The 25,049-nt window shown below is 62.6% G+C and carries 26 protein-coding genes; 8 read left to right on the top strand and 18 right to left on the bottom strand.

Translation table 11 applies throughout. From position 1 onward, the window contains the following. Window positions 1–237: 237 nt before the first annotated feature. Genes metG through D460_RS0117420 form a run of 3 tightly spaced genes read left to right on the top strand, consistent with a single transcriptional unit; the run spans window position 238 to window position 3,419 of the window. Window positions 238–1,791, top strand: coding sequence for a methionine--tRNA ligase (metG, locus tag D460_RS0117430; RefSeq protein ID WP_026283260.1), 1,554 nt, complete (start codon window positions 238–240; stop codon window positions 1,789–1,791). 7 nt (window positions 1,792–1,798) lie between these two features. Continuing rightward, window positions 1,799–2,581, top strand: coding sequence for a TatD family hydrolase (locus D460_RS0117425; protein ID WP_018899859.1), 783 nt, complete (start codon window positions 1,799–1,801; stop codon window positions 2,579–2,581). Between the two features lie 4 nt (window positions 2,582–2,585). After that, window positions 2,586–3,419 (top strand): MBL fold metallo-hydrolase, encoded by an 834-nt coding sequence (locus tag D460_RS0117420; protein ID WP_018899858.1) that lies wholly within the window; start codon window positions 2,586–2,588, stop codon window positions 3,417–3,419. A gap of 25 nt (window positions 3,420–3,444) precedes the next feature. Here the strand turns inward: D460_RS0117420 and atzF are convergent, their stop codons facing one another. Genes atzF through D460_RS0117370 form a run of 10 tightly spaced genes read right to left on the bottom strand, consistent with a single transcriptional unit; the run spans window position 3,445 to window position 13,860 of the window. After that, entirely contained in the window at window positions 3,445–5,265 is a 1,821-nt protein-coding gene (atzF, locus tag D460_RS0117415; protein WP_018899857.1) for an allophanate hydrolase, read from the bottom strand. Continuing rightward, window positions 5,262–5,615: a cupin domain-containing protein gene (locus tag D460_RS0117410; RefSeq protein ID WP_018899856.1), complete on the bottom strand. Its 354-nt coding sequence runs from the start codon at window positions 5,613–5,615 to the stop codon at window positions 5,262–5,264. Before D460_RS0117410 ends, atzF begins: the two co-directional genes overlap by 4 nt. Continuing rightward, window positions 5,608–6,276: an isochorismatase family cysteine hydrolase gene (locus D460_RS0117405; protein ID WP_018899855.1), complete on the bottom strand. Its 669-nt coding sequence runs from the start codon at window positions 6,274–6,276 to the stop codon at window positions 5,608–5,610. Before D460_RS0117405 ends, D460_RS0117410 begins: the two co-directional genes overlap by 8 nt. Next, entirely contained in the window at window positions 6,276–7,826 is a 1,551-nt protein-coding gene (locus D460_RS0117400) for an ABC transporter ATP-binding protein (RefSeq protein ID WP_018899854.1), read from the bottom strand. The genes D460_RS0117405 and D460_RS0117400 overlap by 1 nt, the downstream gene beginning before the upstream one ends. Before the next feature lies 1 nt (window position 7,827). Beyond that, entirely contained in the window at window positions 7,828–8,880 is a 1,053-nt protein-coding gene (locus D460_RS0117395) for a ring-opening amidohydrolase (protein ID WP_018899853.1), read from the bottom strand. Continuing rightward, complete coding sequence (locus D460_RS0117390) at window positions 8,880–9,581, bottom strand: isochorismatase family cysteine hydrolase (protein ID WP_018899852.1); 702 nt, start codon at window positions 9,579–9,581, stop codon at window positions 8,880–8,882. Before D460_RS0117390 ends, D460_RS0117395 begins: the two co-directional genes overlap by 1 nt. Window positions 9,582–9,593: 12 nt before the next feature. Beyond that, the gene (locus tag D460_RS0117385) at window positions 9,594–10,610 is read right to left on the bottom strand and encodes a formamidase (protein ID WP_018899851.1); all 1,017 of its coding nucleotides are present in this window, start codon (window positions 10,608–10,610) and stop codon (window positions 9,594–9,596) included. Between the two features lie 41 nt (window positions 10,611–10,651). Further along, the gene (locus D460_RS0117380; RefSeq protein ID WP_018899850.1) at window positions 10,652–11,578 is read right to left on the bottom strand and encodes an ABC transporter permease; all 927 of its coding nucleotides are present in this window, start codon (window positions 11,576–11,578) and stop codon (window positions 10,652–10,654) included. Next, entirely contained in the window at window positions 11,578–12,717 is a 1,140-nt protein-coding gene (locus D460_RS0117375) for an ABC transporter permease (RefSeq protein ID WP_018899849.1), read from the bottom strand. The genes D460_RS0117380 and D460_RS0117375 overlap by 1 nt, the downstream gene beginning before the upstream one ends. Before the next feature lie 18 nt (window positions 12,718–12,735). After that, window positions 12,736–13,860 (bottom strand): BMP family ABC transporter substrate-binding protein, encoded by a 1,125-nt coding sequence (locus tag D460_RS0117370; RefSeq protein ID WP_018899848.1) that lies wholly within the window; start codon window positions 13,858–13,860, stop codon window positions 12,736–12,738. Window positions 13,861–14,185: 325 nt separating this feature from the next. Between D460_RS0117370 and D460_RS0117365 the strand changes: the two genes are divergently transcribed. Next, entirely contained in the window at window positions 14,186–14,863 is a 678-nt protein-coding gene (locus D460_RS0117365) for a GntR family transcriptional regulator (RefSeq protein ID WP_026283259.1), read from the top strand. 55 nt (window positions 14,864–14,918) lie between these two features. After that, the gene (locus D460_RS0117360) at window positions 14,919–15,314 is read left to right on the top strand and encodes a RidA family protein (RefSeq protein WP_018899846.1); all 396 of its coding nucleotides are present in this window, start codon (window positions 14,919–14,921) and stop codon (window positions 15,312–15,314) included. A 107-nt stretch (window positions 15,315–15,421) separates the two neighbouring features. On the opposite strand, the gene D460_RS0117355 is transcribed toward D460_RS0117360, so the two are convergent. From D460_RS0117355 to D460_RS0117330, 6 genes are all read right to left on the bottom strand, one after another. Continuing rightward, complete coding sequence (locus D460_RS0117355; protein ID WP_018899845.1) at window positions 15,422–16,003, bottom strand: NAD(P)H-dependent oxidoreductase; 582 nt, start codon at window positions 16,001–16,003, stop codon at window positions 15,422–15,424. Beyond that, window positions 16,000–17,409 (bottom strand): FAD-binding oxidoreductase, encoded by a 1,410-nt coding sequence (locus D460_RS0117350; RefSeq protein WP_018899844.1) that lies wholly within the window; start codon window positions 17,407–17,409, stop codon window positions 16,000–16,002. The genes D460_RS0117355 and D460_RS0117350 overlap by 4 nt, the downstream gene beginning before the upstream one ends. 1 nt (window position 17,410) lies before the next feature. Continuing rightward, window positions 17,411–18,724 (bottom strand): cytosine deaminase, encoded by a 1,314-nt coding sequence (locus D460_RS0117345; RefSeq protein WP_018899843.1) that lies wholly within the window; start codon window positions 18,722–18,724, stop codon window positions 17,411–17,413. Further along, window positions 18,724–19,566 (bottom strand): ABC transporter permease, encoded by an 843-nt coding sequence (locus D460_RS0117340; RefSeq protein ID WP_018899842.1) that lies wholly within the window; start codon window positions 19,564–19,566, stop codon window positions 18,724–18,726. Before D460_RS0117340 ends, D460_RS0117345 begins: the two co-directional genes overlap by 1 nt. Continuing rightward, window positions 19,566–20,396 (bottom strand): ABC transporter ATP-binding protein, encoded by an 831-nt coding sequence (locus D460_RS0117335; RefSeq protein ID WP_018899841.1) that lies wholly within the window; start codon window positions 20,394–20,396, stop codon window positions 19,566–19,568. The genes D460_RS0117340 and D460_RS0117335 overlap by 1 nt, the downstream gene beginning before the upstream one ends. Window positions 20,397–20,462: 66 nt before the next feature. Next, complete coding sequence (locus D460_RS0117330) at window positions 20,463–21,479, bottom strand: ABC transporter substrate-binding protein (RefSeq protein ID WP_018899840.1); 1,017 nt, start codon at window positions 21,477–21,479, stop codon at window positions 20,463–20,465. A gap of 183 nt (window positions 21,480–21,662) precedes the next feature. On the opposite strand from D460_RS0117330, the gene D460_RS0117325 reads away from it, so the two are divergent. After that, window positions 21,663–22,613, top strand: coding sequence for a LysR family transcriptional regulator (locus D460_RS0117325; RefSeq protein WP_018899839.1), 951 nt, complete (start codon window positions 21,663–21,665; stop codon window positions 22,611–22,613). Window positions 22,614–22,636: 23 nt separating this feature from the next. Here D460_RS0117325 and D460_RS0117320 read toward each other — a convergent pair whose 3' ends face one another. Both D460_RS0117320 and D460_RS33235 read right to left on the bottom strand, forming a co-directional pair. Further along, entirely contained in the window at window positions 22,637–23,434 is a 798-nt protein-coding gene (locus D460_RS0117320) for a creatininase family protein (RefSeq protein WP_018899838.1), read from the bottom strand. Window positions 23,435–23,644: 210 nt separating this feature from the next. Then, window positions 23,645–23,941, bottom strand: a complete 297-nt coding sequence (locus tag D460_RS33235; RefSeq protein WP_018899837.1) for a hypothetical protein — start codon at window positions 23,939–23,941, stop codon at window positions 23,645–23,647. A gap of 110 nt (window positions 23,942–24,051) precedes the next feature. On the opposite strand from D460_RS33235, the gene D460_RS0117310 reads away from it, so the two are divergent. Then, complete coding sequence (locus tag D460_RS0117310) at window positions 24,052–24,657, top strand: TetR/AcrR family transcriptional regulator (RefSeq protein WP_018899836.1); 606 nt, start codon at window positions 24,052–24,054, stop codon at window positions 24,655–24,657. Between the two features lie 244 nt (window positions 24,658–24,901). Then, window positions 24,902–25,049 (top strand): helix-turn-helix domain-containing protein (locus tag D460_RS35205; RefSeq protein ID WP_155947775.1); only part of this gene is annotated, 148 nt, incomplete at its 3' end.

Genomic DNA, 25,049 nt, shown 5'->3' with positions numbered 1-25,049 from the left:
GCCTACGTGGAAGAGGTCGGTGCGGGGGACGGCTGATGTCACGTTTGCGGAACCCTGTTCGATGGTTCTCTTGGGTAGAATGGGGAAAAAAACGAGTCAAGCACGCGGCGGTCACGAACATTGCACTGCAATGTGTTGGAGGCGTCGCTTTCCAAACTTACTGTTTCGCTTCGCCGCCACATGCGCTAAGGAGCGGCGTATAGATTTCAAAGAATAAGCCGCACGAGAATGGCCGCCATGACAGACAAGACACCCTTCTACATCACCACCGCGATTTCCTACCCGAACGGCAAGCCGCATATCGGCCACGCCTACGAGCTGATCGCGACGGATGCCATGGCGCGCTACCAGCGCCTCGACGGCAAGGACGTGTTCTTCCTGACCGGCACCGACGAGCATGGCCAGAAGATGCAGCAGACGGCCCGCGCCGAGGGCATCACCGCGCAGGAACTCGCCGACCGCAACTCCGGCGAATTCCAGGCGATGGCCAAGCTACTCAACGCCTCCAACGACGACTTCATCCGCACCACGCAGGATCGTCACCACGAGACGTCGAAGAACATCTGGAACCTGATGGCCGACGCCGGCGACATCTACAAGGACAGCTATGCCGGCTGGTACTCTGTGCGCGACGAGGCCTATTACCAGGAAAACGAGACCGAGCTGCGCGCCGATGGCGTGCGCTACGGACCGCAGGGCACGCCTGTCGAGTGGGTGGAAGAGGCGAGCTACTTCTTCAAGCTCTCGGAATACCAGGACAAGCTCTTGGCGCTCTACGAATCCGAGCCCGATTTCATCGGCCCGGCCGAACGCCGCAACGAGGTGATCTCCTTCGTCAAGTCGGGGCTGAAGGATCTGTCGATCTCGCGCACCACCTTCGACTGGGGCATCAAGGTGCCGAATGATCCAGAGCACGTCATGTACGTCTGGGTCGACGCGCTGACCAATTATCTGACCGCCACCGGCTACCTCGAGGACAAGAACGGCCCGCGCGCCAAGTATTGGCCGGCCGACGTCCATATCATCGGTAAGGACATCATCCGCTTCCACGCCGTTTACTGGCCCGCCTTCCTGATGTCGGCCAAGCTGCCGCTGCCCAAGCGCGTCTTCGCGCATGGCTTCGTGCTGGCCAAGGGCGGCGAGAAGATGTCGAAGTCGCTCGGCAACGTGCTCGATCCGTTCGAGCTGATCGAGCATTTCGGCCTCGACGCGATCCGCTACTTCCTGATGCGCGAGATTTCCTTCGGCCATGACGGCAACTGCAGCGAAGAGGCGATCGGCACTCGCATCAACGCCGACCTCGCCAACGGCATCGGCAACCTCGCCAGCCGCTCGCTGTCGATGATCGTCAAGAACTGCGACGGCAAGATCCCCGTCTGCGGTCCGCTGACCGACGAGGACAAGGCGATGCTGGCAGCCGCCGACGCGCTGCTCGCCTCAACCCGCGACGACATGGAAAAGCAGCTCATCCATCGCGCGCTGACGTCGATCATCGCAGTCGTGTCCGAGACCGACCGCTATTTCGCCGGCCAGCAGCCCTGGGCGCTCAAGAAGACCGATCCTGCTCGTATGGAGACCGTGCTTTACGTTACGGCCGAGGTCGTGCGCCAGATCGCCATCCTGCTGCAGCCATTCGTTCCGGGCTCTGCCGAAAGGATGCTCGACCTCGTGGGTGCTGCCGCCGACAAGCGCGACTTCACGGCGCTCGGTGAAGCCGGTCGTCTGGTTTCGGGCACACCGCTGGAAGCGCCGACGCCGGTCTTCCCGCGCTACGTCGCGCCGCAGGCGTGAGGCCAAGATGCTGATCGATACCCATTGCCACCTGGATTTCGCCGACTTCGAGGAGGAGCGCGACGAGATCGTCAAGCGTGCCCACGATTCAGGCGTCAAGCAGATGGTGACGATCTCCACGCGCGTCCGCAAGCTGGACGGGTTGCTCGCGATCACCGAGAAGTATCCGTCCGTCTTCTGCTCCGTCGGCACGCATCCCAACAGTGCCGACGAAGAGCTGGACATCCAGGCCGAAGACCTGATCCGCCTGGCGAATGCGCATGAGAAGGTGGTGGCGATCGGCGAGGCGGGTCTCGATTACTTCTACGACACGCAGAAGCCCGAGGACCAGAAGACCGGTTTTCTGCGCCACATCGAGGCCGCCCGCGAAACGAAGCTGCCGCTGGTCATCCACAGCCGCAGCGCCGACGAGGATATGGCCGCGATCCTGACCGAGGAAACGGGGAAGGGCGCCTTCCCTTTCATCCTGCACTGCTTCTCGGCGGGCGCTGATCTGGCGCGCGTTGGTGTCGAGCTCGGCGGCTACATCTCGTTTTCCGGCATCCTGACCTTCCCCAAGTCGCAGGAGCTGCGCGAAATCGCCGCCACCATCCCGCACGACCGCCTGCTGGTCGAGACCGACGCGCCCTATCTCGCGCCGAAGCGCTGGCGCGGCAAGCGCAACGAGCCGTCCTATGTCGTCAACACGGCCGAAGTCCTGGCTGAGACGCTTGGGTTGAGCTACGCCGAGATGGCCGCGATCACGACGGACAACGCTTTCCGCTGCTTCTCCAAGATGCCGAGGATCTGACACGGTGGGCTACAGGCGGCGGTTCACCATTCTCGGCTGCTCGTCCTCACCAGGCGTTCCGCGCATCACCGGCGACTGGGGCGCCTGCAATCCCGACAACCCGAAGAACCGGCGCACCCGCGCCTCCTTCATGATCCAGCAATACGACGCTAACGGCGGCGTCACCACCGTGGTCATCGACACCGGACCGGATTTTCGCGAACAGATGATCGCTGCGAAGGTCGGGCATATCGACGCCGTGATGTACACGCATCCGCACGCCGATCACATCCATGGCCTGGACGATCTGCGCGGCTACTATTTCGGCGCGCAGCAGCGCGTGCCGATTTATGCCGACCAAGCGACCATGGACCGCATCCGCCAAGGCTTCGGCTATTGCCTGGAAACTCCCCCGGGCAGCAACTACCCGCCGATCGTCGAGGCAAGGGTGATCCGAGATCTCGACAGGCCGGTCCATATCACCGGCGCGGGCGGCGCGATCTCATTGCGTCCACATGTTCAGCAGCACGGCGACATCACCTCGCTCGGCTTCCGCATCGGCGATGTCGCTTATTGTAGCGATATCAGCGATTTCCCGCCGGAAACCGTGCCGAAGCTGCAAGGCCTCGATGTCCTGATCATCGACGCGCTTCAATACCGTTACCACCCAAGCCATCTGTCGCTTGAGCAGTCGCTGGAATGGATCGGTCGTCTACAGCCGAAACGCGCCATCCTGACCCACATGCACACGCCGCTCGACTACGACACCGTCATGGCCGAAACCCCTGATCATGTCGTCCCGGCCTACGACCAAATGAGCTTCGAGATCGAGCTGGAAAGCCTGGAGCGCGGAGCCTAAGCGCCACGCGCTCCAACGCGCGACATCATCGCGCGCCGCCGACCTTCTGCTGGGCTCCCGCCGCAACATAGCTGCGCCAGCCGCCATAGCCGGTGATATCGGCCGCGCCGGAGATCGCCGCCGCCTCGACCAGAAACCCTTTCACCTCGGTTCCATCCGAAAGCGAAATGCTGCCGATCCCAAGCGGTGAGGGGATGGCGGCGACGAAGCGACCGAAGGCATCCGGCGTCAACCGCCACACTTCCACATCGATTTCCCCTCCCGCGCCCGCTTCGACGCGGATCAGCCCCGGTTTGGCGGGAACCTGGCCGGCAAGCGCATAAAGGCGGTAAGCATCCGTCGTCCGCGCCTCACGCACGAAGCTTGCGTTGAGTTCGCGAAGCTGGCCGTTGAGCGGCATCCCCGAGAGATGCGCCCCGACCACGACGATGTCGATCCCGGGCTCAATCTCCGCATCCGGCAGCCTGGCACTCGGCAATGACCAACCGGTCGCACCCAGTGTCAGCCCGGACGCGCGATGAATGTCGAGGGCGAGCGACGCCGTCAGCCCGTCGCGGCCGAAAGGGGCGAGCAGCGTGACACTCGCAGGTAGGCCGTCCGAACGCTTGCCGGTGGGAACGGCGATGCCGCACATGTCCAGCAGATTGACGAAGTTGGTGTAGGTTCCCAGCCGCGAATTCTCGCGGATCGGCTCGGCGGCGACATCGGCAAGGGTATAGTGGCTGGGCGCCGTCGGTACGCAGAAGAGATCGACGGAGGCGATCACGGGCGCGAGCTTCCGCTTCATCGCCTGCAGCGCATAGAACCCATTGAACGCATCCGCCGCAGTCAGCGTCTTGGCCGCACCATAGATCTTGCGGGTAACCGGATGGAAGCTGGCTTCACTTGTATCGAAGAAATCCTTCACCGCCGCATAGCGCTCGGCAACCCAGGCACCCTCGTACAGCAGGTCGGCGACATCGTAGAAATCGCCGAACGGCACTTCGACGATCCGATGACCGAGACCCCGAAGCATATCGATCGCATCCTCATAGGTGGCGGCCATGACGGCATCACCGAAGAAACGCAGATCCGCCTTCGCGGGCACGCCGATCGAAAGCATCGGAGGCAACTGTCCATAACCCGTCGTCGGCACCGCGCGCGAATAGGCATCCTCGCCATCCTCCCGGGCGGCGACGCTGAAGACGCGCCAGGCGTCATCGGCGGAAAGCGCGAAGATCGACACGCAGTCCAGCGTCCGGCAGGCGGGAATGACGCCCGTGGTCGACAGCGCACCAACGCTCGGCTTCAGCCCGACGATATTGTTGAGCCCGGCCGGAATGCGTCCGGAACCGGCGGTATCCGTCCCCAACGCAAAGCTGACGATCCCCTGCGCGGTGGCCACCGCCGAGCCGGAGCTCGATCCACCCGGCACCAGCGTCGGATCGATCGCATTACGCGGGATCGGATAGAGCGAGCGGACGCCGACGAGGCCCGTCGCGAACTGGTCGAGATTGGTCTTGCCGATCACAAGCGCTCCGGCTTCCCTCAAAAGCCGCACGACAGTCGCGTCCTCGATCGCGCCATAGGCATAATCGGGGCAGGCGGCCGTCGTCGGCATGCCGGCCACATCGATATTGTCCTTCACGGCGAAGGGAATGCCCCAAAGCGGCTTTGCCGCCGGATCGAAGGCGCCGAGAGCGGCGGCCTCGGCGAGCAGCGATTGGCGATCGGCGAGATGGAGAAAGATACCGGGGTCATCGACGGCGGCGATCTGCGCGAACACCTGATCGATGATTTCGGCCACCGTGCCACCGCCGGCATAGAAGGCGTGCAGCGAGGCGATATCGAACGCGGGCGTACTCATGCCGCGGCCTCCTCGAGGATTTTCACGGGCCGGTCCCACTGAATGAGCACCATACAGCCCGTGTCGCTCCACACCGAATGCTCGGTGCCCATGGCATTGACGACGAAACTTCCCTTGCCATAGTCGCCAGCCTCGTCCGACTGGACGCCATCGAGCACCAGGATTGTCTCCAGCCCCTCATGCCGATGCCGAGGCACGGAGGCGCCGGCCTCGTATTTCAACAGTGCCACGCCCGGCTGGTCGCCCTCGAAGGCCTTGATCCAGTGGATGGTCACGCCATCGCGAAACGGTCCGAAGGCTAGGTCCTTCCACCCACCCGATGTCAGCAGTTCGCGCGTTGTCTCAGGCATGGCTGATCGTCTCCAATATGTCATCGATATCGGCCGTCCATCCGACGATCGCCCCTTGGGCGCGGATCATCGCGATGGCGGCTTCCTTGAATTCGGGGAAATAGCTTTCCGTCGCTTGCTCGCAGAGCAGGCATTCGTAGCCCCGGTCGTTGGCCTCGCGCATCGACGTCTGCACGCAGACCTCGGTCGTCACGCCGGCAAACACCAACTGCGTGATGCCTCTTTTCTTCAGCACGTCGCCAAGTTCGGTCGCATAGAAGGCGCCTTTGCCGGGCTTCTCGATGACAACCTCGCCATCGATGGGTGCCAGTTCCGGCATGATCGCCGTACCCGGCTCGCCCGCGATCAGGATCCGCCCCATCGGGCCCTCGTCGCCGATCCTAAGGCTCGGCTTGCCCCGATTGCGCTTGGCGACGGGCAGGTCCGACAGGTCGGGCCGATGGCATTCCATGGTGTGAATGACCGGCAGCCCGGCGTCGCGAAATCCCTGGATCAGCCGCTTGACATCGGGGACGATCCTGGTGATGCGACCGACATCGTTGCCGAGGCTGGCGCCGAAGCCGCCGGGTTCGGCGAAATCGCGCTGCATGTCGATGACGACGAGCGCGACCTCCTGTTTTCGGAAGGGAAAATCAAACGGTTGCGCCTTGATCTCAGCCATCAGTGATGCCCCGCCATATGCGCGCCGATGACGGAGATGTCGGCAGCCAGCGCCGGCGTCTCGTAGACCAGCTTGCCCTCCGAGATCACCATGATCCGGTCGGACATTTCCAGCAGCTCATCGAGATCCTCCGACAGCAGCAAAACTGCTGCACCCGAATTGCGCGCTCGCATTATCCGCGCCCTGATCTCCGCCACCGCCGAGAAATCGAGGCCGAAGCACGGGTTGGACACGATCAGCAGATCGACCTCGCCGGTGAGCTCCCGCGCCAACACCGCCCGCTGCACGTTACCGCCGGAGAGTGCCGCGATCGGCGAGGACGACGATGCGGTCTTCACCTTGAAATCGGCGATCAGATCGGTGGCGCGTTTGCGCATCTTGCCCTTGCTGAGCCAGATCGCATCCTTGCCGTCGGCCTTGAGGTCGAAGGTGCGGAAGGCGAGGTTTTCGCTGACGGTCATCTTCGGCGCGCAGGCGTTCTGCAGCGGCTCTTCAGGGATGAAGCGCACATTGTTGCGCCGCGTTTCCGGCCGTGTCGCGCCATAGGCGTCGCCATTGACCTCGACGGTGCCCGCATCGGTCGGCCGCTGGCCGGCGAGGATTTCGGTCAGCTCCTTCTGGCCGTTCCCCGAAATGCCGGCGATGCCGACGATCTCGCCGGAGCGCACCATCAGGCTGTCGATCTCGATCGTCTTCAATCCGGACCGATCCGGCGCCTTCACCTTCTCGACCTTCAGAACGGGTTTGGCGGCGGAAGACACCGGCACGCGGGTGTCGAGTTCCGCCAGCTTCACATCGCCGATCATCATCGCCGCCATGTCTGATGTCGAGAGTTCGCCGACTTTGCCTGATCCCACCAGCTTGCCACGCCGGAGAATGGAGACGGCGTCCGCGAACTTGGTCACTTCATGGAACTTGTGCGAGATCATCAGCACGGTCAGCTCGCCGCGCTCGGTCATCCCGCGCACCAGCCCGAGCATCTCATCGGCCTCGGCAGGCGTCAGCACCGAGGTCGGCTCGTCGAGCACGAGGAAGGAGCGGCCGAGATAGAGCTGCTTGACGATCTCCAGCTTCTGCTTCTCGCCGGCCGCCAGCTCGCTTACCGGCCTGTCGAGCGGGATCTTGAACGGCATCCGCTCCATGAAGGCGGCGAGGTCCTTGCGCTCCTTGGCCCAGTTGATGATCGCGGGCACTGCGGCACGGCTGATGACGAGGTTCTCGGCACCTGTCAGCGATGGCACCAGCGTGAAATGCTGATAGACCATGCCGAGCCCATAGGTCGCCGCATCCTTAGGCGAGGCGACCGCCACCTCGCGGCCATCCACCGACAGCGAGCCCGAGGTCTGGTGGTAGAAACCCATGATGCATTTCACCAGCGTCGATTTGCCGGCACCGTTTTCGCCGAGCAGCGCATGGAAGCTGCCGGCCGGGATATCCACGGAGACATTGTCGAGCGCCGTGAAACTGCCGAAGCGCATGGTCATGTCGAGGGTCTGGATGCCGACGGCCTTGCCGGCCTGGGGAAGACGCGTGTCGCGGACTATGCTCACTTCAGGTCTCCTTTTCGACGATGATTGCCACTGGCCCGCCACCCGGCGGCCCCTGATGCTCGGCGCCACCTGAGACGTAGAGATCGGTCATCCCGAACACACCTGAAAGCACTCCGCCGACGAAGGCGCGGGCATGGCGTGTGCCGGATATGTCGGAATCGCCGAGCATGGTGTGCCGCTGGCCGCGCACCTGACCGCTCGGGTCTGGCTCCGCCTTGGCCAGAACCGCCGCAAGCTTGCCCCCAGGTAGCCGCGCATAGGCCGCCTTCACCGACTGCAGATCGATTGCGTCCTGCATGACAGCATGGTCGATCTGCAAAGGACCGGACCATCTGCAGCTCATGCCGAGCACGACGATCTCGTGATCCAAAAGCTCGACGCCGGCCGATGCCGAAGCACAGCGCGAATAGAGCTCGTGGCGCGTGCCGATATCCCCATCGGTGATCTCGTCCGCATCGATCTCGCCGAGCGCCACCGCGACCCCGAGCGCCGACGCGCCACGCGAAAGCCCCATGGATTTCAGCGTATCCCGCGTGGCGACGGTCTTGCCGGATGCTTCCACCGTGGCGATCCGCTGCGTGGTGAGCAGCGGGCACTTGATCTGCACGAAATGAACGTCCGCCATATCCTCGATCCCGGCATCCTTGATCGCGGCCTTCACGGCATCGGCCACCATCAGCACCTGCGCCCGGCGCCCGAGATCCCACGAGGGCAGGGCAGGTGTGCGCGCCGCGCCGATCGCCAGCGCCCGTGTCGCCGGTGCATCGGTCTCCTCGCGGGCAAACACCGTCCAGTGCGGCGACAGCGCTCCTTCCGTGCCGCCGGACATGACGATCGACACGCCCTCGACGCCGTGTCGGTGAAACAGCGCCTCGAAGCTCGATGTCGCATAGCCGCGGGTAAAGTCGTTGACGCAGCCGTTGCCCTCGGTCTTGCCGAGAATGGCGACCACACTCTCCGGCTTCAGGCCGGCAGCAAACAGCGCCTCGACGCCGGAGACATCATCCGGCCCGTCGGCCGGCACGCGAAAGACCTGGGCACGCATCGATGGCATCAGACGAGCGCCTCGATCAGGGCCTTGGAATTGGAGACGGAGCCGAACACACCGCCCTGCATCTTCACCATGTGAATGGCGGCGAGGTGATTGTTGTAGTCGGTGGCGCCGCAGCAATCCTCGAGCAACAGGCATTCGAAACCGCGATCATTGGCCTCGCGCATGGTGGTGGAGACGCAGACGTCGGTGGTGATGCCGGTGAGGATGATATTTTCGATGCGCTTCTGGTTGAGGATCAGTTCGAGATCCGTGGCGCAGAACGAGCCCTTGCCCGGCTTGTCGATGATCACTTCGCCCTCAAGAGGAGAGAGTTCGCGAATGATGTCCCACCCCGGCTCGCCACGCACGAGGATGCGGCCGCAAGGCCCAGCGTCGCCGATGCCGGCGCCGATCCGCTGCGAGCGCCAGCGCTTGTTGGCCGGCAGGTCGGCGAGGTCGGGCCGGTGGCCTTCGCGGGTGTGGATGATGTGGTACCCCTTGGCGCGCATCGCCGTCAGCACCGCCTTGATCGGCTCGATCGGCGCCTGCACGAGTGCGAGGTCGTAGCCCATGTGATCGACATAGCCGCCCTTGCCGCAGAAATCGGTCTGCATGTCGATGATGATGAGCGCGGTATTGTCGGGCCTCAGCGCGCCGTTATAGGGCCAGGGGTAGGGATCGGCCTTGACGTAGTGCTCTTTTGCCTCGGTCATCATGTCCATCGTCCGTCTCCTCTATTCGCCCGCAAGCTTGAATGTTTCGCCATAGCGCCTCGCCGGCTTGTCGAAGCCGCAGGAAGTGCCGTCGGTGATCTTGATGTCCGCCTCCCAGGGCAGCTTGTACTGGCCCGCTATCAGGTCGTGCATGTAGCTGTAGGGCGCGTCGCCAGCGCCGCCCGCGACAGCGACATAGCCGCGATGGCCGAACTGGTAGATGTTGTTCTCCACGCCCCAGCCGAGCCGCGCCTCGCGCACGAGGTCGGGACGCACCTCGGCGGTGATGATCTCGTTGACGCGGCCGGATGTGCCGTGGGCGATGATCGAGCCGTCGAAATTGCAGATCATGCCTTCGCCCATGCTGTCGAAGGTGCCGTCCGAGCCGCACATGCACACGCTCGCCGTGACCATGAGGTTGCAGAAGGCGTTGGACTGGTTGGTGAACTTCCAGCTGTCGCGGATCGGCGCGGTATAGCCCGCCGTGCGGATCATGATCTCGGCGCCCTTGTAGGCGCACTCGCGCGCCATCTCGGGAAACATGCCGTCATGGCAGATGATCAGCGCCAGCTTGGCGCCCTTGGGGCCATCGATGACGGGAATGCCGAGATTGCCTGGCTCCCATGGCTCGACCGGCACCCAGGGATGCATCTTGCGGTAATAGAGCTTCAACTCGCCCGTATCATCGATGACGATGCCGGAATTATAGGGCATGCCGCCGGGATTGAATTCCATGATCGAGAAGCAGCCCCAGATCCTGTTGTCCAGGCACGCCTTCTTGAAGGCCGCGACTTCAGGCCCATCCAGCCGGCACATGATCTCGGGGTTGATATCCATCGACAGCCCATGCAGCGCATATTCGGGGAAGACGACGAGATCCATGCCCGGCTGGTTGCGCCGTGCCTTGCCGACGAGGTCGACGATCACCTGCGTCTGCCGCGCCAGGTCCTCCTTGGTGACAGTCACGGGGAGTTGCAGCTGCACGAGGCCGATGCCGACGCCGTGTTCGGATTTGTTGAGGCCGCCGAGACCGTTCATGGCTAAATCCTTATTCGATCGACAATTACTTGGTGAGTGACTTATTTCGTGAGTGACAGGGCCCCCGGCGCACCCGCAAGCGAGCGGGTAGGCGAGGAAGTGGCGATCAGGATGGCGAGCGTCAGCACGTAGGGCGCCGCGTAGAACAGGTAGTACCCTTGCGTGACGCCGACCGATTGCAGGGCAGGGCCGAGCGCGCCGGCGCCGCCGAAGAGCAGGGCGGCCAAGAAGCAGCCAATCGGGTTCCAGCGCGCGAAGATGACGAGCGCCACCGCCATCAGACCCTGGCCGGATGAGATGCCCTCGTTCCACGAGCCGGGATAATAGAGCGAAAGATACGCCCCGCCGACCGCGGCCAGCGATCCGCCGGCAGCTGTGGCCAGCAAGCGAACACGATCCGGATCGATGCCCATGGCGCGCGCCGCATCCGTGCTGTCGCCGACGACGCGCAGGATGAGGCCGACGCGGGTGTTCTTGAACGCCCACCACAGCGCCACCGCGAGCAACGCGCCGATGACGAAGAGCACATTGATGTTCAACGCCGCCTGCACCTGCGGCAGGCTCGACCAGCCGCCGAGCGGGATCGAGGGCAGATGCGGCGCCACCGGCTTGATGAAGGGCTTGCCGAGGAAGAAGGCCATGCCCAGGCCAAACTGCATCATGGCGATGCCGATCGCGATATCGTTGACCTTCGGCCACTTGCAGATCCAGCCGTGCACGAGGCCGAAGACGGCACCCGTCGCCATAGCCGCGAGCACGCCGAGCCAGGCCGAGCCGCTCATGACGGCAACCGCGTAGGCCGTCATCGCGCCGAACACTAGCGTTCCCTCAAGCCCGAGATTGATGCGGCCCGATCGCTCGGTGATCGTCTCGCCGAGGCTGACGAAGATGAAGGGCGTGGAGACACGGATGGCGCCGGCGAGGATCGCCAGCGGTACACCCCATATGCCGATACCGGTCTCGTCCATCACGGGTTCCTCTTCCAAAGGTCGGGATTGAAGATCTTGAAGCGGCCGTAGAAGGTCTCGAACAGCAGGATGACGACGAACAGCGTCCCCTGCAGCACCAGCACGGTCGCGTCCGGCAGGCCCATGCGCCGCTGGATCAACCCGCCCGAGGCATCAATGCCGCCGAGAAGAATGGCGACGGGAATGATCGCCAGCGGATTGTGTCGCGCCAGGAAGGCGACGAGGATGCCGGTATAGCCGTAGCCGGCGGCGATCGAAGCATTGGCGCTACCCTGGACGGCGGCGACCTCGATCATGCCGGCAAGCCCGGCGAAGCTGCCGGCAATCGCCGTGAAGCCGACGATCAGCCGTCCCACCGGCAATCCCTGGATCTGCGCGGCGCGCACATTGCCGCCGGCGATGCGGGCGGCGAAGCCGTAGCTCGTCACTTCGATCAGGATCCAAGAGACAATGCAGGCAACGATACCGATCACCAGACCCCAGTGCACGTCCATGCCCGGTATCTTGCCCATCATGTACTCCGCCGGCAGCGGCGCGGTGGAAGGCTTGTTGAGGCTGGCCGGATCGCGCAGAGGCCCCTCGACGAACTGGTTCATCAGCGCGATCGCGATATAGGCGAGCAGCAGCGAGGAGATCGTCTCGTTCACCCCGCGGTAGTGCCGCAGGAAGCCAGCGAAGCCGATCCAGATGCCACCGACCACCATGGCCGCCGCCGCCATCAGAAGCAGCACCAGGATGGCGGGCAGGGTGCCGATGAAGGGAAGGGCGATTGCCGCAGCCGCAACGCCGCCAAGCACCACCGCTCCCTCGCCGCCGATGATCGTCAGACCCAGCCGCGCCGGCAGCGCCACGCAGAGCGCCGTCAGAAGCAGCGGCGCGGAACGGCTGAGGCTGTTCTGCACCGAAAACCAGCTGCCGAAGCCGCCGGTATACATGAGCTGGAAAAGCACGGCCGGCGACTTGCCGACCGCCATGATGAAGAGCGAGAAAAGCGCCAGACCGACCAGGATCGCGCCGAGGCTGATGATGACGGGTTCTGCCCGCCGCGCCAGCCATTCCAGCAACGGCCCCAGGAAGGACCGCGCTGGCGTATCGGAGATTGCAGGCGATAGGGATGGAGTGTTCGCCTCGATTGTCATGACGCTTCTCCCTCTGGCTTAAGCCGTGGATCCGACGACGCCCTCGACTAGGTAGTCCATGCTCTCGAGTTCGATCGCGTCCTCGGCGAGCGCCTTGTCGGCGGCGACGATGACGTTGCCCTTGTTGTCCTTCATCGGTCCCTTGAAGACCGAGAACTTGCCGCTCATGATCTCCCCATGGACGGCCTCGAACTTGGTGCGGGCTTCAGCCGAAACGGCAGGTCCGAGCGGGCTCATCTTGACGAAGCCGTCCTTCAGACCGCCGCGCACGAAATTGCCGAGCTTCTCGCCGGCCTGGGCCTTCTTGACGAAATCGGTGTAGACGTTGCCCCAGGCCCATTCGGCACCAGTGAGGTACTTCTCGGGCGCCAGCGGGCTCTGGTTGGCGTGGTAGCCGCAGACGAAGGCGCCGCGACCGGCCGCGGTCTCGACCACCACCTTCGGGCTATCGACATGGCAGGTGATGACGTCGGCGCCCTGGTCGACCAGCGCGTTGGTGGCTTCCGCTTCCTTGACGGCCAGCGACCATTCGCCGGTGAAAATCACCTGGCAGGTGATGGCGGGATCGACCGAGCGCGCGCCGAGCAGGAAGGAATTGATGTTCTGCAACACCTGCGGGATCGGCTTGGCGGCGACGAAACCGATCTTCTTGCTCTTCGAGGCATAGCCGGCCGCGATCCCGTTCAGATACTGACCCTGGCCGATATAGCCAAAATAGGAGCCGGTATTCATGGGGTTCTTGCCCTCCTGCCAGAGGCCGCCGCAATGGCGGAACTGGATGTCGGGATATTTCGCGGCCATGGCCAGCATGTGGGGGTCAAAGTAGCCGAACGAGGTCGGGAAGAGCAGGGTCGCGCCATCGAGATTGATCATCGACTCCATCGTCTTCTGGACATCGACGGTTTCAGGCACATTTTCCTCTTCGACGACGGTGACGCCTTCGAGCGCCTTGACGGCGGTGGCACCCTCGGCGTGGGCCTGGTTATAGCCGTAGTCGTCCTTCGGGCCGACATAGATGAAGCCGACGGTGAGCGCGGTCTGCGCCATGGCGCGACCCGCCATCAGGCCCGGCGTCATCGCCAGCGCGCCGGCGGCGGAAGCCTGGAGGAAATGGCGGCGATTCATGGAAAGGAGCTTGGTCATTGCGATTCTCCCTGCGGCAAGGCCGCGTCAAACAAATGGTTGCGGGAAAAGTGCATGCAATGACCGTGCCAGTTTCTAAGGTATTGTTATTACGTGTTTTTCGAAAGAGGGGAGGCGGTAGCGCGTAAACTGTATGCAGATTGCAATCTGGATGTGATTAAAAATGCATCCATGTCTGAAAAATCGCCGCATCTACCTGATAACAACGGAAAAATGCTGCACATAGACATTCATACAAGCCCATAAGACGCTGCAAATGTATAATTATTTGACTTTCCGTGTTTCGCCGTTCATCTGTATGCAATGTGAAATGCAGAGTTCTGAAGTGAAGCAGATCAGGCGCAGACAAGTCATACGCACAGGCACCACCGTCGAGCAGATGGTGCGCGCTATCGCGGACATGATCGTCATCGGCGTCATGCATCCCGGCGAACGACTGGATGAACTCTCCCTTGCTGTCCGTTTCGACGTCTCCAGGACGCCGGTGCGCGAGGCCTTGCGGGAACTGGGCGCCATGGGTCTCGTCGATCGCGAGCCCAACCGCAGCGCCGTGGTCGCCAACGTCACTGAAGCCTATCTTCACTCCATGTTCGAGGCGATGTCGGAGCTCGAAGCCATCTGCGCGCGGCTGGCCGCGGAGCGCATGACCGTCGATGAGCGCCATGCGCTCGAACTCGAACATCGCGCGTCGGCGAGATTGGTTCACGCCAATGCCCAGGAAGACTATGCCGCCCACAACACGGAGTTCCACACCCGCCTCTATCGCGGCGCCCACAACGACCATATCTATGAAATGGTGACGCAGACCCGCGCGCGTCTGGCGCCGTTTCGCCGCGCGCAATTCCGGCTCGCCGGGCGCCTTGCCAAGTCCTATGACGAGCACGACGTCATCGTCACGGCGATCATGCGCGGCGACGCTGCTGCGGCCAGCCAGGCCGCCTATTCGCATGTTGCCATCGTCAGCGATGCCAGTATTGTATTCGCATCCGACAAGGCGGACTGATCTTCGTTTCGGATATCAGCAATGAACCATAAAGAATTGTGAAATATAGGTTTTCATGAAGAACGCGATCAATCCCGCATCTGTTCGCAAGCCCTTCGGCAACTACAATCACGGCTTCCTCGTGCCGCAAGGCGCTTCGCTGCTGGTCACGTCAGGTCAACTCGGCATCGCGCTTGACGACACTATTCCCGAAGGCGTCACCGCCCAGGCGGAACTCTGCTTCAAGGCGATCGGCGCGATCTTGGAGGAGGCAGGCATGACCTATGCGGACGTGATCCGCATCTCCGGCTTCGTGACCCGCCGCGAGGACTTCCCGGCCTACATGGCCGTGCGCGACCGCTACACGCTCGACCCCAAGCCCGTCTCCACGTTGCTCGTCGTCGGCGGGTTTACGCGTGCGGAGTTTCTGGTCGAGGTCGAGGTGACGGCTGCGAAGGTGGTCACGCTGTAGAGCGTCTAAAGCACTAGAGAAAAATTCATTTTATCAATGTCTTGATAAGATGTTCTCATGCGATAATTGACCGATGAAACGGGCAGGGCGGCGATACTCGAGACGGTCTAAAACCGCCCCATCGCCGTCTCGACCTTGCCCATGAACGCCGCCCTCGTTTCTTCCGTGCAGTTGTTCATGTCGTAATGAGCGAGAAAGGTCACCGGGCGCACCGGATTGATCTGCGCCCTCAGCACCCGCTTGACGATCTTCTTCGGCGGATTGCCGGCGACAAAGGCGCGGAACGGGGTGGCCCCGTAGGTCAGCACCGCGCCAAGCTTGCGGATGTGCCTGAGACGGGATTCGACCTTCCCGTCCACCAGTTCGAAGGAAACGCCCGGCAGCCAGACGCGGTCGAAATAGCCCTTCAGGATCGCCGGGAAGCCGAAGTTCCAGATCGGGGTGACGATGACCAACCCCTCCGCCCGCTTCAGCCGCTCGACATGGTCCTTCACCAGCTCGGTATTCTCAGGATAGTCGTGATAGACCAGCCGGTCATGCCGCGACAGAACCGGGTCGAATTCCTCGGCATAGAGGTCGCAGGCATCGACCTCATGGCCCGCCGCCTTCAGGCTCTCCAGCGTCTTTTGATAGAGCGCCTTGCCGTAGCTCGATTCCACCGGATGCGAGTGAAGGACCAGAACCCTCATGCGCTCTCCATCACCGAGGCCAGGCCCGGGAACAGATAGTTCTCGCCGGCGGAGAAGTCGAAGTTGGGGTTCTCCCAGGCGATCATCTTGCCGGGGTTTAAGAGCCCCTTCGGATCGGTCTCGTGCTTGAAGGCGAGCTGCACCTTGTCCGTCTGCTTCATGCCGCCTTCCTCGAGCGTATAGCGGTGCGGATTGAAGATCGGGCAGCCATGGTCCTGGTGGATCTTGATGATCTCCTCCAGCCGCTCTTCCGTCGTGTAGCGGACCAGCGGCAGGCCGGAGCATTGGATCTGCCCGTCGAACTTGATAAACTCCAGATGGCCGGGCACCTCGTCCCCGAAGATCTCGACCATCTTGGCGACCTTCGCCACATGGTCGGGGCCGGGATACTGGACCTGCAGATAGGTGTACTCGGGATCGACCTTGAGCGCGCGCAGCGTCGTGTGGTTCCAGGCGAGCTCATAGGCATGCGGAATGCCCTTCATGCTCTCGACCTTGTCGGAGCGGAAGATGATCTCGCCCTTCTGCGAGGCCGTGAACGCGGCGAAGGCATCGATCGAATGCGGCGCCACCATCACCACCACGACGGACTGCCCATCGCGGATATAGGGCTTGTGGCGCGTGAAGTAGCTGTAGGGGATGGGAGCCGCGATCGGGGCGATCTCCTTGGTCAGGATGCCGTTGCACTTCGCCAGCGCATCGGCGTAGCGCACGCCGTCCATGAATTGGTCATAGCCGACGAGCACGTCGACCCAGTCGTAGGCCGGCGCCAGCGGCATCTCGATCTCCGTGATGATGCCGTTGGTGCCATAGGCGTGGCTGACCTTCTGCAGGTCCCAGCCCGTCAGCTCCAGAATGCGCGGCTCTGCCTCCATGGTCACCACCCGCAGCCGGATGATGTTGCCGATATCGCGCAAGCCACCCCAGGTGATCGAACCCACACCGCCGGAACCGCCGGCAATGAAGCCGCCGATCGTCGCCGTCTGCGCCGTCGAAGGGTGGAAGCGCAGTTCCTGGCCGGAATGCGCCTTGGTCTGCTTGTCGAGCTGCGCGATGATGATCCCCGGTTCGCAGATCACCCGGCCGGGATGGATTTCCTTGATCTGGTCCATGGCCGCCAGATTGAGAACAATACCGCCGGAGAGCGGCATGGCCTGGCCGTAATTGCCGGTGCCGGCACCGCGCGGGGTGACCGGAACGCCGTGTGCGAACGCCACCTTCAGCGTCTGGATGACCTCGGCCTCATTCTTCGGCGTGACCACCAGATCGGCGGTGACGCCGTCGAGCTGCGCCTTCAGCACGGGGGAGTACCAATAGAAGTCCCGGCTCTTCTGGCGCACCAGCGCCGGATTGTCCTCGATGGCGATGCCTTCGAGTTCCTGTTTGATCTTCTGGTAATCCGGCATGTCAGGCTCCAACGACGCTATCGAGTTCACGGTAATCCGGCAGGCTGCGGTCGATGACCTTGCCGCGGCGTAGCACCACGCGGTCGGCCTGCGGACGGGATAGAAATTCGCTCCAGCGCCGGGCGCTGAAAAGCACGAGATCGGCGGGCAGGCCGACAGCGATGCGGCCCATATCCGGGCGCCCTGCGATATCGGCGGCCGATGTGGTCACGACGCGCGCGGCGCTGTCGAGCGGATGGTCAAGCTGCAGGATGCGCACCGCCTCGCGGAACACTTCGACCGGATCGAGATCGCCATAGGCATAGAAGGGGTCGCGCGTATTGTCGGAGGCGACGGCTGTCAGCACCCCGGCAGCATCGAGCTCTTTGAACAGCGTCACCCCACGCCAGCGCGGCGTCCGGTCAGGGTATCGGTCCTGAAGGTACATGTTGCACATCGGCAGGGAAATGATTGAAATTCCTGCCTTTTGCACCAGATCGATGGTGCGCTTGGCAACCTCGTTGTCCTGCCTTGCAAGCGAGCAGCAATGCCCGGCCGTCACCTTGCCGGTAAAGCCGTTGCGCAGCACCGCCTCGGCGATCGCCTTCAGCGTCTCTGCGCCGGGATCGTCGGTTTCGTCGACATGCAGATCGACATCGAGCCCATTGTCGGCGGCCGTCTTCAGCAGCGTATCGAGCTGCCAGGTGAGATCCGCGCTCATCTTCGTCACGCCACCGAGCAGGCAGCTGGTGTCGCGAACGATTTTGACGAGTTCGGCGAAATAGGCCTCGTTGACCATGTCGTCCATTGGAAACAGGGCCGCCGCCTGCAGCGCGATCTTATCCTTCCAGGCGTCGCGCACCTCGGCAAACACCTCGAACGAGATGCGATGCTGCGGCGCTGGCGAATCCAGATGCGTGCGGATCAGACTGGTGCCGTGTGCGTAGGCCGAGCGCAGTGAGAACTCCATACGCTTGCGAACATCGGCCGCGTTCCAGTGCGTGGCGCGATCGATGCCGACGGAGTTCAGCGCGCCCATGAAGGTGCCATCGGGATTGCTGTTGCGCGCCCAGATGTGACCCTTGTCGAGATGCGTGTGCACATCGGCGAAACACGGCCAGACCATGCCGTCGCGCATGTCGGATTTCGCAAGTTCCTGCGGCGCAGAACCTGGCGGCAGGATCGCCGCGATCAATCCGTCCTCGATGACGAGATCGGCCTTCACCAGCCCCTCGGCCGCCACACCCTCGCAGCCCGCGACGGCGATATCGGGCAAAGTGGCGTGGCTGAGCACGAAGCGCGCGGAGTTGGGCGGCGACATGAAGGAATAGGTCATCAGTTTTCCCGCTTCAGGCTGCTCTCATGCCAGCGGTGCAGGCTGAGCCAGGAGATGAATGAGGTGACCGCGAAGATCGCCACGCCGAGCAGCGACAGCATCAGCAGGGCGGCGAAGAGGCGAGGGATGTTCATGCGGTATTGCGCTTCGAGCAGACGGAAGGCCAGACCCGATCCGGCGCCGGCCGAGCCTGCTGCGAATTCGGCGACGACGGCTGCGATCAGCGCCAGCCCGCCGCCGATGCGCAGCCCCGTCATGAAATAGGGCTGGGCGGCCGGCAGCTTCAGATAGAGCAGCGTCTGCCAGCGCGAGGCGCCATAGAGCTCGAAGAGGTTGATCAGATTGTGATCGACGCTCTTCAGGCCCTGCACCATGTTCGACAGGATCGGAAAAAAGGCGACCAGGAAGGCGCAGATCAAGAGCGCCACCTGCGTCGACGGTGCATAGATCAGGATCAGCGGCGAGATCGCCACCACAGGCGTCACCTGGAGGATGACCGCCAGCGGATAGAAGGCGATCTCGATCCAGCGCGACTGCACGAGAAAGACGGCGAAACCGACGCCGCCGATCAGCGCCAGGATCAGCGACATGAAGGTGATCTTGGTGGTGACCCAAAGGGCAGGGGCAAGCGTCCCCCAATCGCTGACGAAGGCGTTGGCCACCGCCGCCGGACCCGGCAGGATATAGGGCGGCACGCCAGACAGCTTGACATAGAGCCACCAGATCACGACCAGCGCCGCAACCGTCAGCACCGGAACCAGGATCCGCAGCGCCAGATCGCGGCGGCGCGCATTGATCGGCTTGGCAACCTCGATGGCGGGTGTCTCGGCGATATCGGCCATCAGTGGTCCTCCTTCGCGGCGTTGATCGCGCCGATCAGCGAGTGCGAGACCGTCTCGCAAGCCTGGCGGTATTCCTCGGAGGTGCGGTAATGCGCGTCGCGCTCGAGACTGGTGACGAGCGGCAGATCGGCATGCACCCGCCCCGGCCGCGCCTTCATGACGACGATGCGGTTAGAGAGGTAGGCGGACTCGAACACCGAATGCGTGACGAAGATCACCGTGATACCGGTCTCCTTCCAGAGCCGCAGCACGTCGTCGTTGAGCTTTTGCCGGGTGATTTCGTCGAGCGCCGCGAAGGGCTCGTCCATCAGGAGCAGCTTCGGCTTCGTCACCAGCGCGCGTGCGATCGACACGCGCATCTTCATGCCGCCGGAGAGCTCGCGCGGATAGGCCTCGGCGAAATCCTGCAGCCCGACGGTCGCAAGCACCGCCATGATTTCCGCGCGCGCCGCAGCTTTCGATACACCGCGCAGCTTCAACGGCAAGTGCACATTGTCGAACACGTTCTTCCAGGGCATCAGCGTCGGCTCCTGGAACACGAAGCTGATATCGCCCTCCGGCAGGCCGCGCGAATTGATGCGCGAACTCGGCCAGTCGATCGTGCCCGATGAGACGTCGCCGAGCCCGGCCATGATCCGCAGCGCCGTCGATTTGCCGCAGCCCGATGGCCCGAGCAGGCTGATGAACTCACCGCTCTCGACCGTCAGCGTCATGCCCGAGAGCGCGACCGTGCCGCTGGAGAAGACCTTCGACACCTGCTTCATCGCAACGAGCGGCCGCCTGCGCGCTTCGGCTGGTGTCGCGGACGGGGTGGGCTGCGATGAAGTCATGAGGTCCGTTCGTTTCCTGGGTATGCCATGGGCCTCCTCTCCACACAGGAGAGGAGGAAGCCCGACCTACTTCTTCAGCGCCATGCCCACGCCCTTGCAGACGTATTTGGTCGTGAATGCCTTGGTGTAATCCGTGTCGGCCTTCAGCACCTTGATGCCGACCATCTCGTCGAAGAACTTCTTGTAGTGCGCGTCGGTCATGCAGCCGATGCCCTTGTCCAAGGCTTCGCCGGACTCGACGATCCCGTATTCCTTCATCTTGGCGATGGAATAGGCGATCTGACCATCGGTCATCTCGGGATTGTCCTTCTTGATCAGCTCGTTGGCCTTGGCATTGTCGCCATAGAGATAATTGTACCAGCCCTCGATCGAGGCGTCGACGAAGCGCTGCACCACGTCGGACTTGCCGTCGATCATTGCCTGCGTCGTGGTGATCGCCGTGGAGTAGGGGCTGTAGCCGTTATCGGCGAGAAGGAAGACCTTGGGCTCCCAGCCGGTCTGCTTCTGGACCTCATAGGGTTCCGACGTCAGATAGCCCTGCTGCGCCGAGGACTTGTCGGCGATGAACGGGCCGGGATTGAAATTGTAGGGTTTGTACTGCTCGTCCTTGAAGCCGGAATAGTTGGCCTTCATCCACTCGAAGAAGGTGAGGTAGCCATCCTTGCCGAGAAACAGCGTGTCGAGCTTGGCGAGATCCTCGAACTTCTCGACGCCGGCATCCGGATGCGCGATCAGAACCTGTGGGTCCTTCTGGAAGATCGCCGCGACATCGACCAGCGGAATACCTTGCTCGACGGCCGTCAGTTCACCCTGCGAACTGCCCATGTAGAAGTCGATCTTGCCCGAAATCAGCAGCGCCGAGTTGGCCGCATTCGGGCCACCCTGAACGATCGTCACGTCGAGACCATGCTTGGCGTAGGTGCCATCCGCGATCGCCTGGTAGAAGCCGCCATGTTCGGCCTGGGCCAGCCAGTTGGTGCCGTAGCTCACCTTGTCGAGCGCGTAGGAGGGAGCAGCCACGCAAAGCGCCGTCCCGAGACCAAGCAGCGCCGTAAAAGCCATCGTCTTCAATGCATTGGACATGTCAGCCATTCCCCTTTTAGGCCAAGGAGCGTCTGCGACAGCGCCCCATTTCTTTCATTTGAACCGTTGCTTTGCTGTTTGAAAAGCATCAAAATTCGTGCGCAACGATGCCTTTTTGGCATCTCATCAGGCGTCTGTTTCTAATTTGTGCGCGGCGCTTAAAATAGATGCACCGAGGGTCAAATGCTGCACTCCAGAAAGCTTCAATACATCGACGAGATCGCCCGCTCTGGCTCGATCCGCAAGGCCGCCGCCCGCCTCAACGTCGCATCCTCGGCCATCAACCGGCAGATCCTGGCGCTGGAGGAAGAAATCGGAGCGCCGTTGTTCGAGCGCCTGCCGCGCGGGTTGAGACTGACGGCCGCAGGCGAGCTGTGCATCGAACATATCCGCGAGGTGCTGAAGAATTACGATCGCCTGGAAGGTCGCATCAGAAGCCTGAAGATGCAACAGGCCGGCAAGGTGCGGCTGGTGACGACAGTGGGTCTTGCATCCGGCCCGCTTGCCGAAATCATTACCCGGTTCCAGACCGAACATCCGCGCGTCTATTTCCAGATCCGGAACGACGCCGGCACGACCACGGTCAATCCTGTTCTCTCAGGCGAGGTCGATATCGGCCTCGGCTTCAACATTCCAGCCACGCCAGGCATCCGCTCGCTCGGGAGCTTCGACATCCCGATCGGCATCGTCCTGCCGCCCGGCCACCGATTGATCGGCGACGGACCGATCAATCTCGGCGATGTCGTCCAGGAGCGCCTGCTTCTGGCGCAACAAGGCACCAGTCTGCGCGATGTCATCAATCTGGCGCTGGCGCGGCTTGATGTGTCCGTCGAACCGGTGCTGGAAAGCAACGCCTCGGAAATGCTGAAGAAACTGGTGAAATGCGGGGCAGGGCTGACCATGCTGAACCCGCTCGACGTGGTGACCGAATGCCGTGCCGGCGAACTCGTGTTCCGGCCGATCGCCGAGCCGCATGCGCGCCATCAGCCGATGAAGCTCTTCGCCCGCGCCCGCGCGCCGCTGGACGCCGCCACCAGCCTGTTCGTCGAATATCTCTTGGCCGAGCTCGCCGGCCTCGTTCACGAGCTGCAGGACAAGGGCCACATCGCGCCGGATAGAACAGTCGGCGCGTGACGGCATACCGGCCGGGCCGCAGCCTATTTGCTGTAGAGAGTGGAGAGCGGATAGCGTTTGAGGTCCCCGAGCATCTCGACGAAGCCCTTGACCTGATGCCGGCAGATCGCCTCGCCCTTTTCGGCGGTGCCGCGCGAGGCATCGCCGACCACGCCGTTCGGATTGAGATCATGGGCGATCCAGGCCAGCGAATGCGGTGGCAGCGGTTGGATGAACTTCGACTGTTCGCGCATCCATTCGGCCTTCGACGTGAAATTCTCGGCCTTGTCCATCCGCACCAGATCCGGCCGGAAATGCAGCATCAGCGAGGTCTCGACCTCGCCGCCGTGAATGCCGTAGCGCGTCTCATGCTCGCTGATCATCCCATCGGGATGGCCGAAGCGGCCCCATTGTGTGGAGACCACGGCCATCTGGTAACGCACTCTAAGCTCGCGCGCGACGATGCTCATGATATCGACATTGCCGCCATGCGAATTGACGATCACCATCTTGCGCAGGCCGGCTTCCGCCACCTTCGCACCGATCGCGGTCCAGACGGGAATGAGCAGTTCGGCGCTGAGAGACAGCGTGCCCGGGCCATAGACATGCTCGTTCGCCTTGCCGATCTCCTGCGTCGGCAGCACCAATATGTCGAGATCGTCTGGTCGCTGGCGGCGCAGTTCCTGCAGCATGCCGTTGGCAATGGCGACATCGGTGGCAACGGGCAGATGCGGCCCGTGTTGCTCGGTCGAAGCGATCGGCAGAATGGCGATCGTGGTGTCGGCGGACAGCCCGGCGAAATCGTAGGTGTTGAGCTCGTTCCAGTAGAATGGGGTTGCCATCGCCGTGTCCTCTTCGATCAGATGGAAATTGACTAGGCCTTAAGCCGGCATGCGAAAAGCATCAATTTGCGTTCATGCCGATGCCTTTTTGCGAGGGACATGCGCGATGGCGACGGAGGAGGGTGCGCAACAGCGCAAAGGCCGGGCAGGGCGCCCCGCCCGGCATGCCAGTGTGGATGGATCGTTCGGAAAATGGCGGTCCGCCCGCCTCTACCGCTGAGGACGCGGCATGCGCAGCACATACCAGCCGAAGTGCCGCTGGATGATCGGCGTCACCAGAAACACGATCAACGACACCATGACGGGCGTGATGACAAGCGTGCGGTGCCACGTCTCCCATGTGCTGGTGAGCGGCATCAGAACATAGAGAAGCGTCGTGATCAGCGGATAGACCGCGATGATCAGCAGGAAGGACAGGCGAAATCGGCACGGTCTAGGCAATCGGTGAGGCGGCGTCGTGCCCGTATCGCCCGAAGATGCGGCGGTATCATTGTGGTCGGCGCTCATGGTTTTCCCCTCTTATAAGAACGCATCGTTTCGATGGAACCATAACGAAACGATGCGTTTCATTCAAGTCTGCGTTGTGCTACGAAAGCCCGGGATAACGGAGGAGTTTCATGACATCGACACTGACAGCCGAGCGACGCACCTCGATCGGCGCGCAGCGAAATCCGGCGAGCCAGGAAGCGATCCTGAAGGCTGCCGCCGATATTCTGCGCGAGACAGGATTGAGCGGCTTTTCCATCGAGGCCGTCGCCAGGCGGGCGCACGCAGGCAAGCCGACGATATATCGCTGGTGGTCATCGCGCGCGGCACTTCTACTGGACGTCTACCATGATCAGAAGCACGTGGAGCCGGTGCCTGATACCGGTACCATCGAGAGCGACCTGTTCGCCTTCGTCACCGCGCTCTTCGACTACTGGCGCGACAGCGAAGCCGGCTCGATCTTCCGCTTCGTCATCGCCGAAGCCCAGAGCGACGCCACGACCTCAGCAGCGCTCAAAGCCTACATGGCCGAGCGCATCGACCAGACTGCCGAACTGGTGCGCCGCGCCAAACGCCGCGGCGAGATCAACGCCGACGTCGATCCGGAACTCACCATCGAACTCCTGGCGGGCTTTGCCTGGGGCCGCTTGCTGACCGGTCGGCTGGATGTCGATCCTGAGCAGCTCCACAAACTCATTGGCCAAATGTGCCGGGGATTGCGCAGCGACGATGATTGAGGTGCGATGAAGCGAAGCGGTGGGTTGCTGAGCATTTCGAGCCAGTTTTACTCATCTGCATACATCTGATTGTTCCATAATCTATCTTATGCGATAATTTTCTGTAAGGGCTATTTAGTAATGCGACAGTTGGGCCAGTTAGAGATGCGACAGTCTCGCCTCTCGACGCACTGGTCAAAGCCAACGTTGGGAGCAAGGATGACGATCTTCAGTCTGGTCGAGACCATGAGCGGTCGGAGTCGTCATGTCCTTTTTGATCACCATGTCGCAGAAAGAATTGCATCGCCTCGAATTCATCCAGAAGATCCGTGACGAACGTCTGAGCGTCGTCCAGGCAGCCGAACGGCTCGACCTCAGTCGAAGCCAGGTCCATCGACTGCTGCAGGCCTTTG

Source organism: Rhizobium sp. 2MFCol3.1, assembly GCF_000377565.1.
Classification (GTDB): domain Bacteria; phylum Pseudomonadota; class Alphaproteobacteria; order Rhizobiales; family Rhizobiaceae; genus Rhizobium.
The sequence above is the reverse complement of the archived record's forward strand: the minus strand, read 5'-3'. Positions and strand labels throughout refer to the sequence as shown.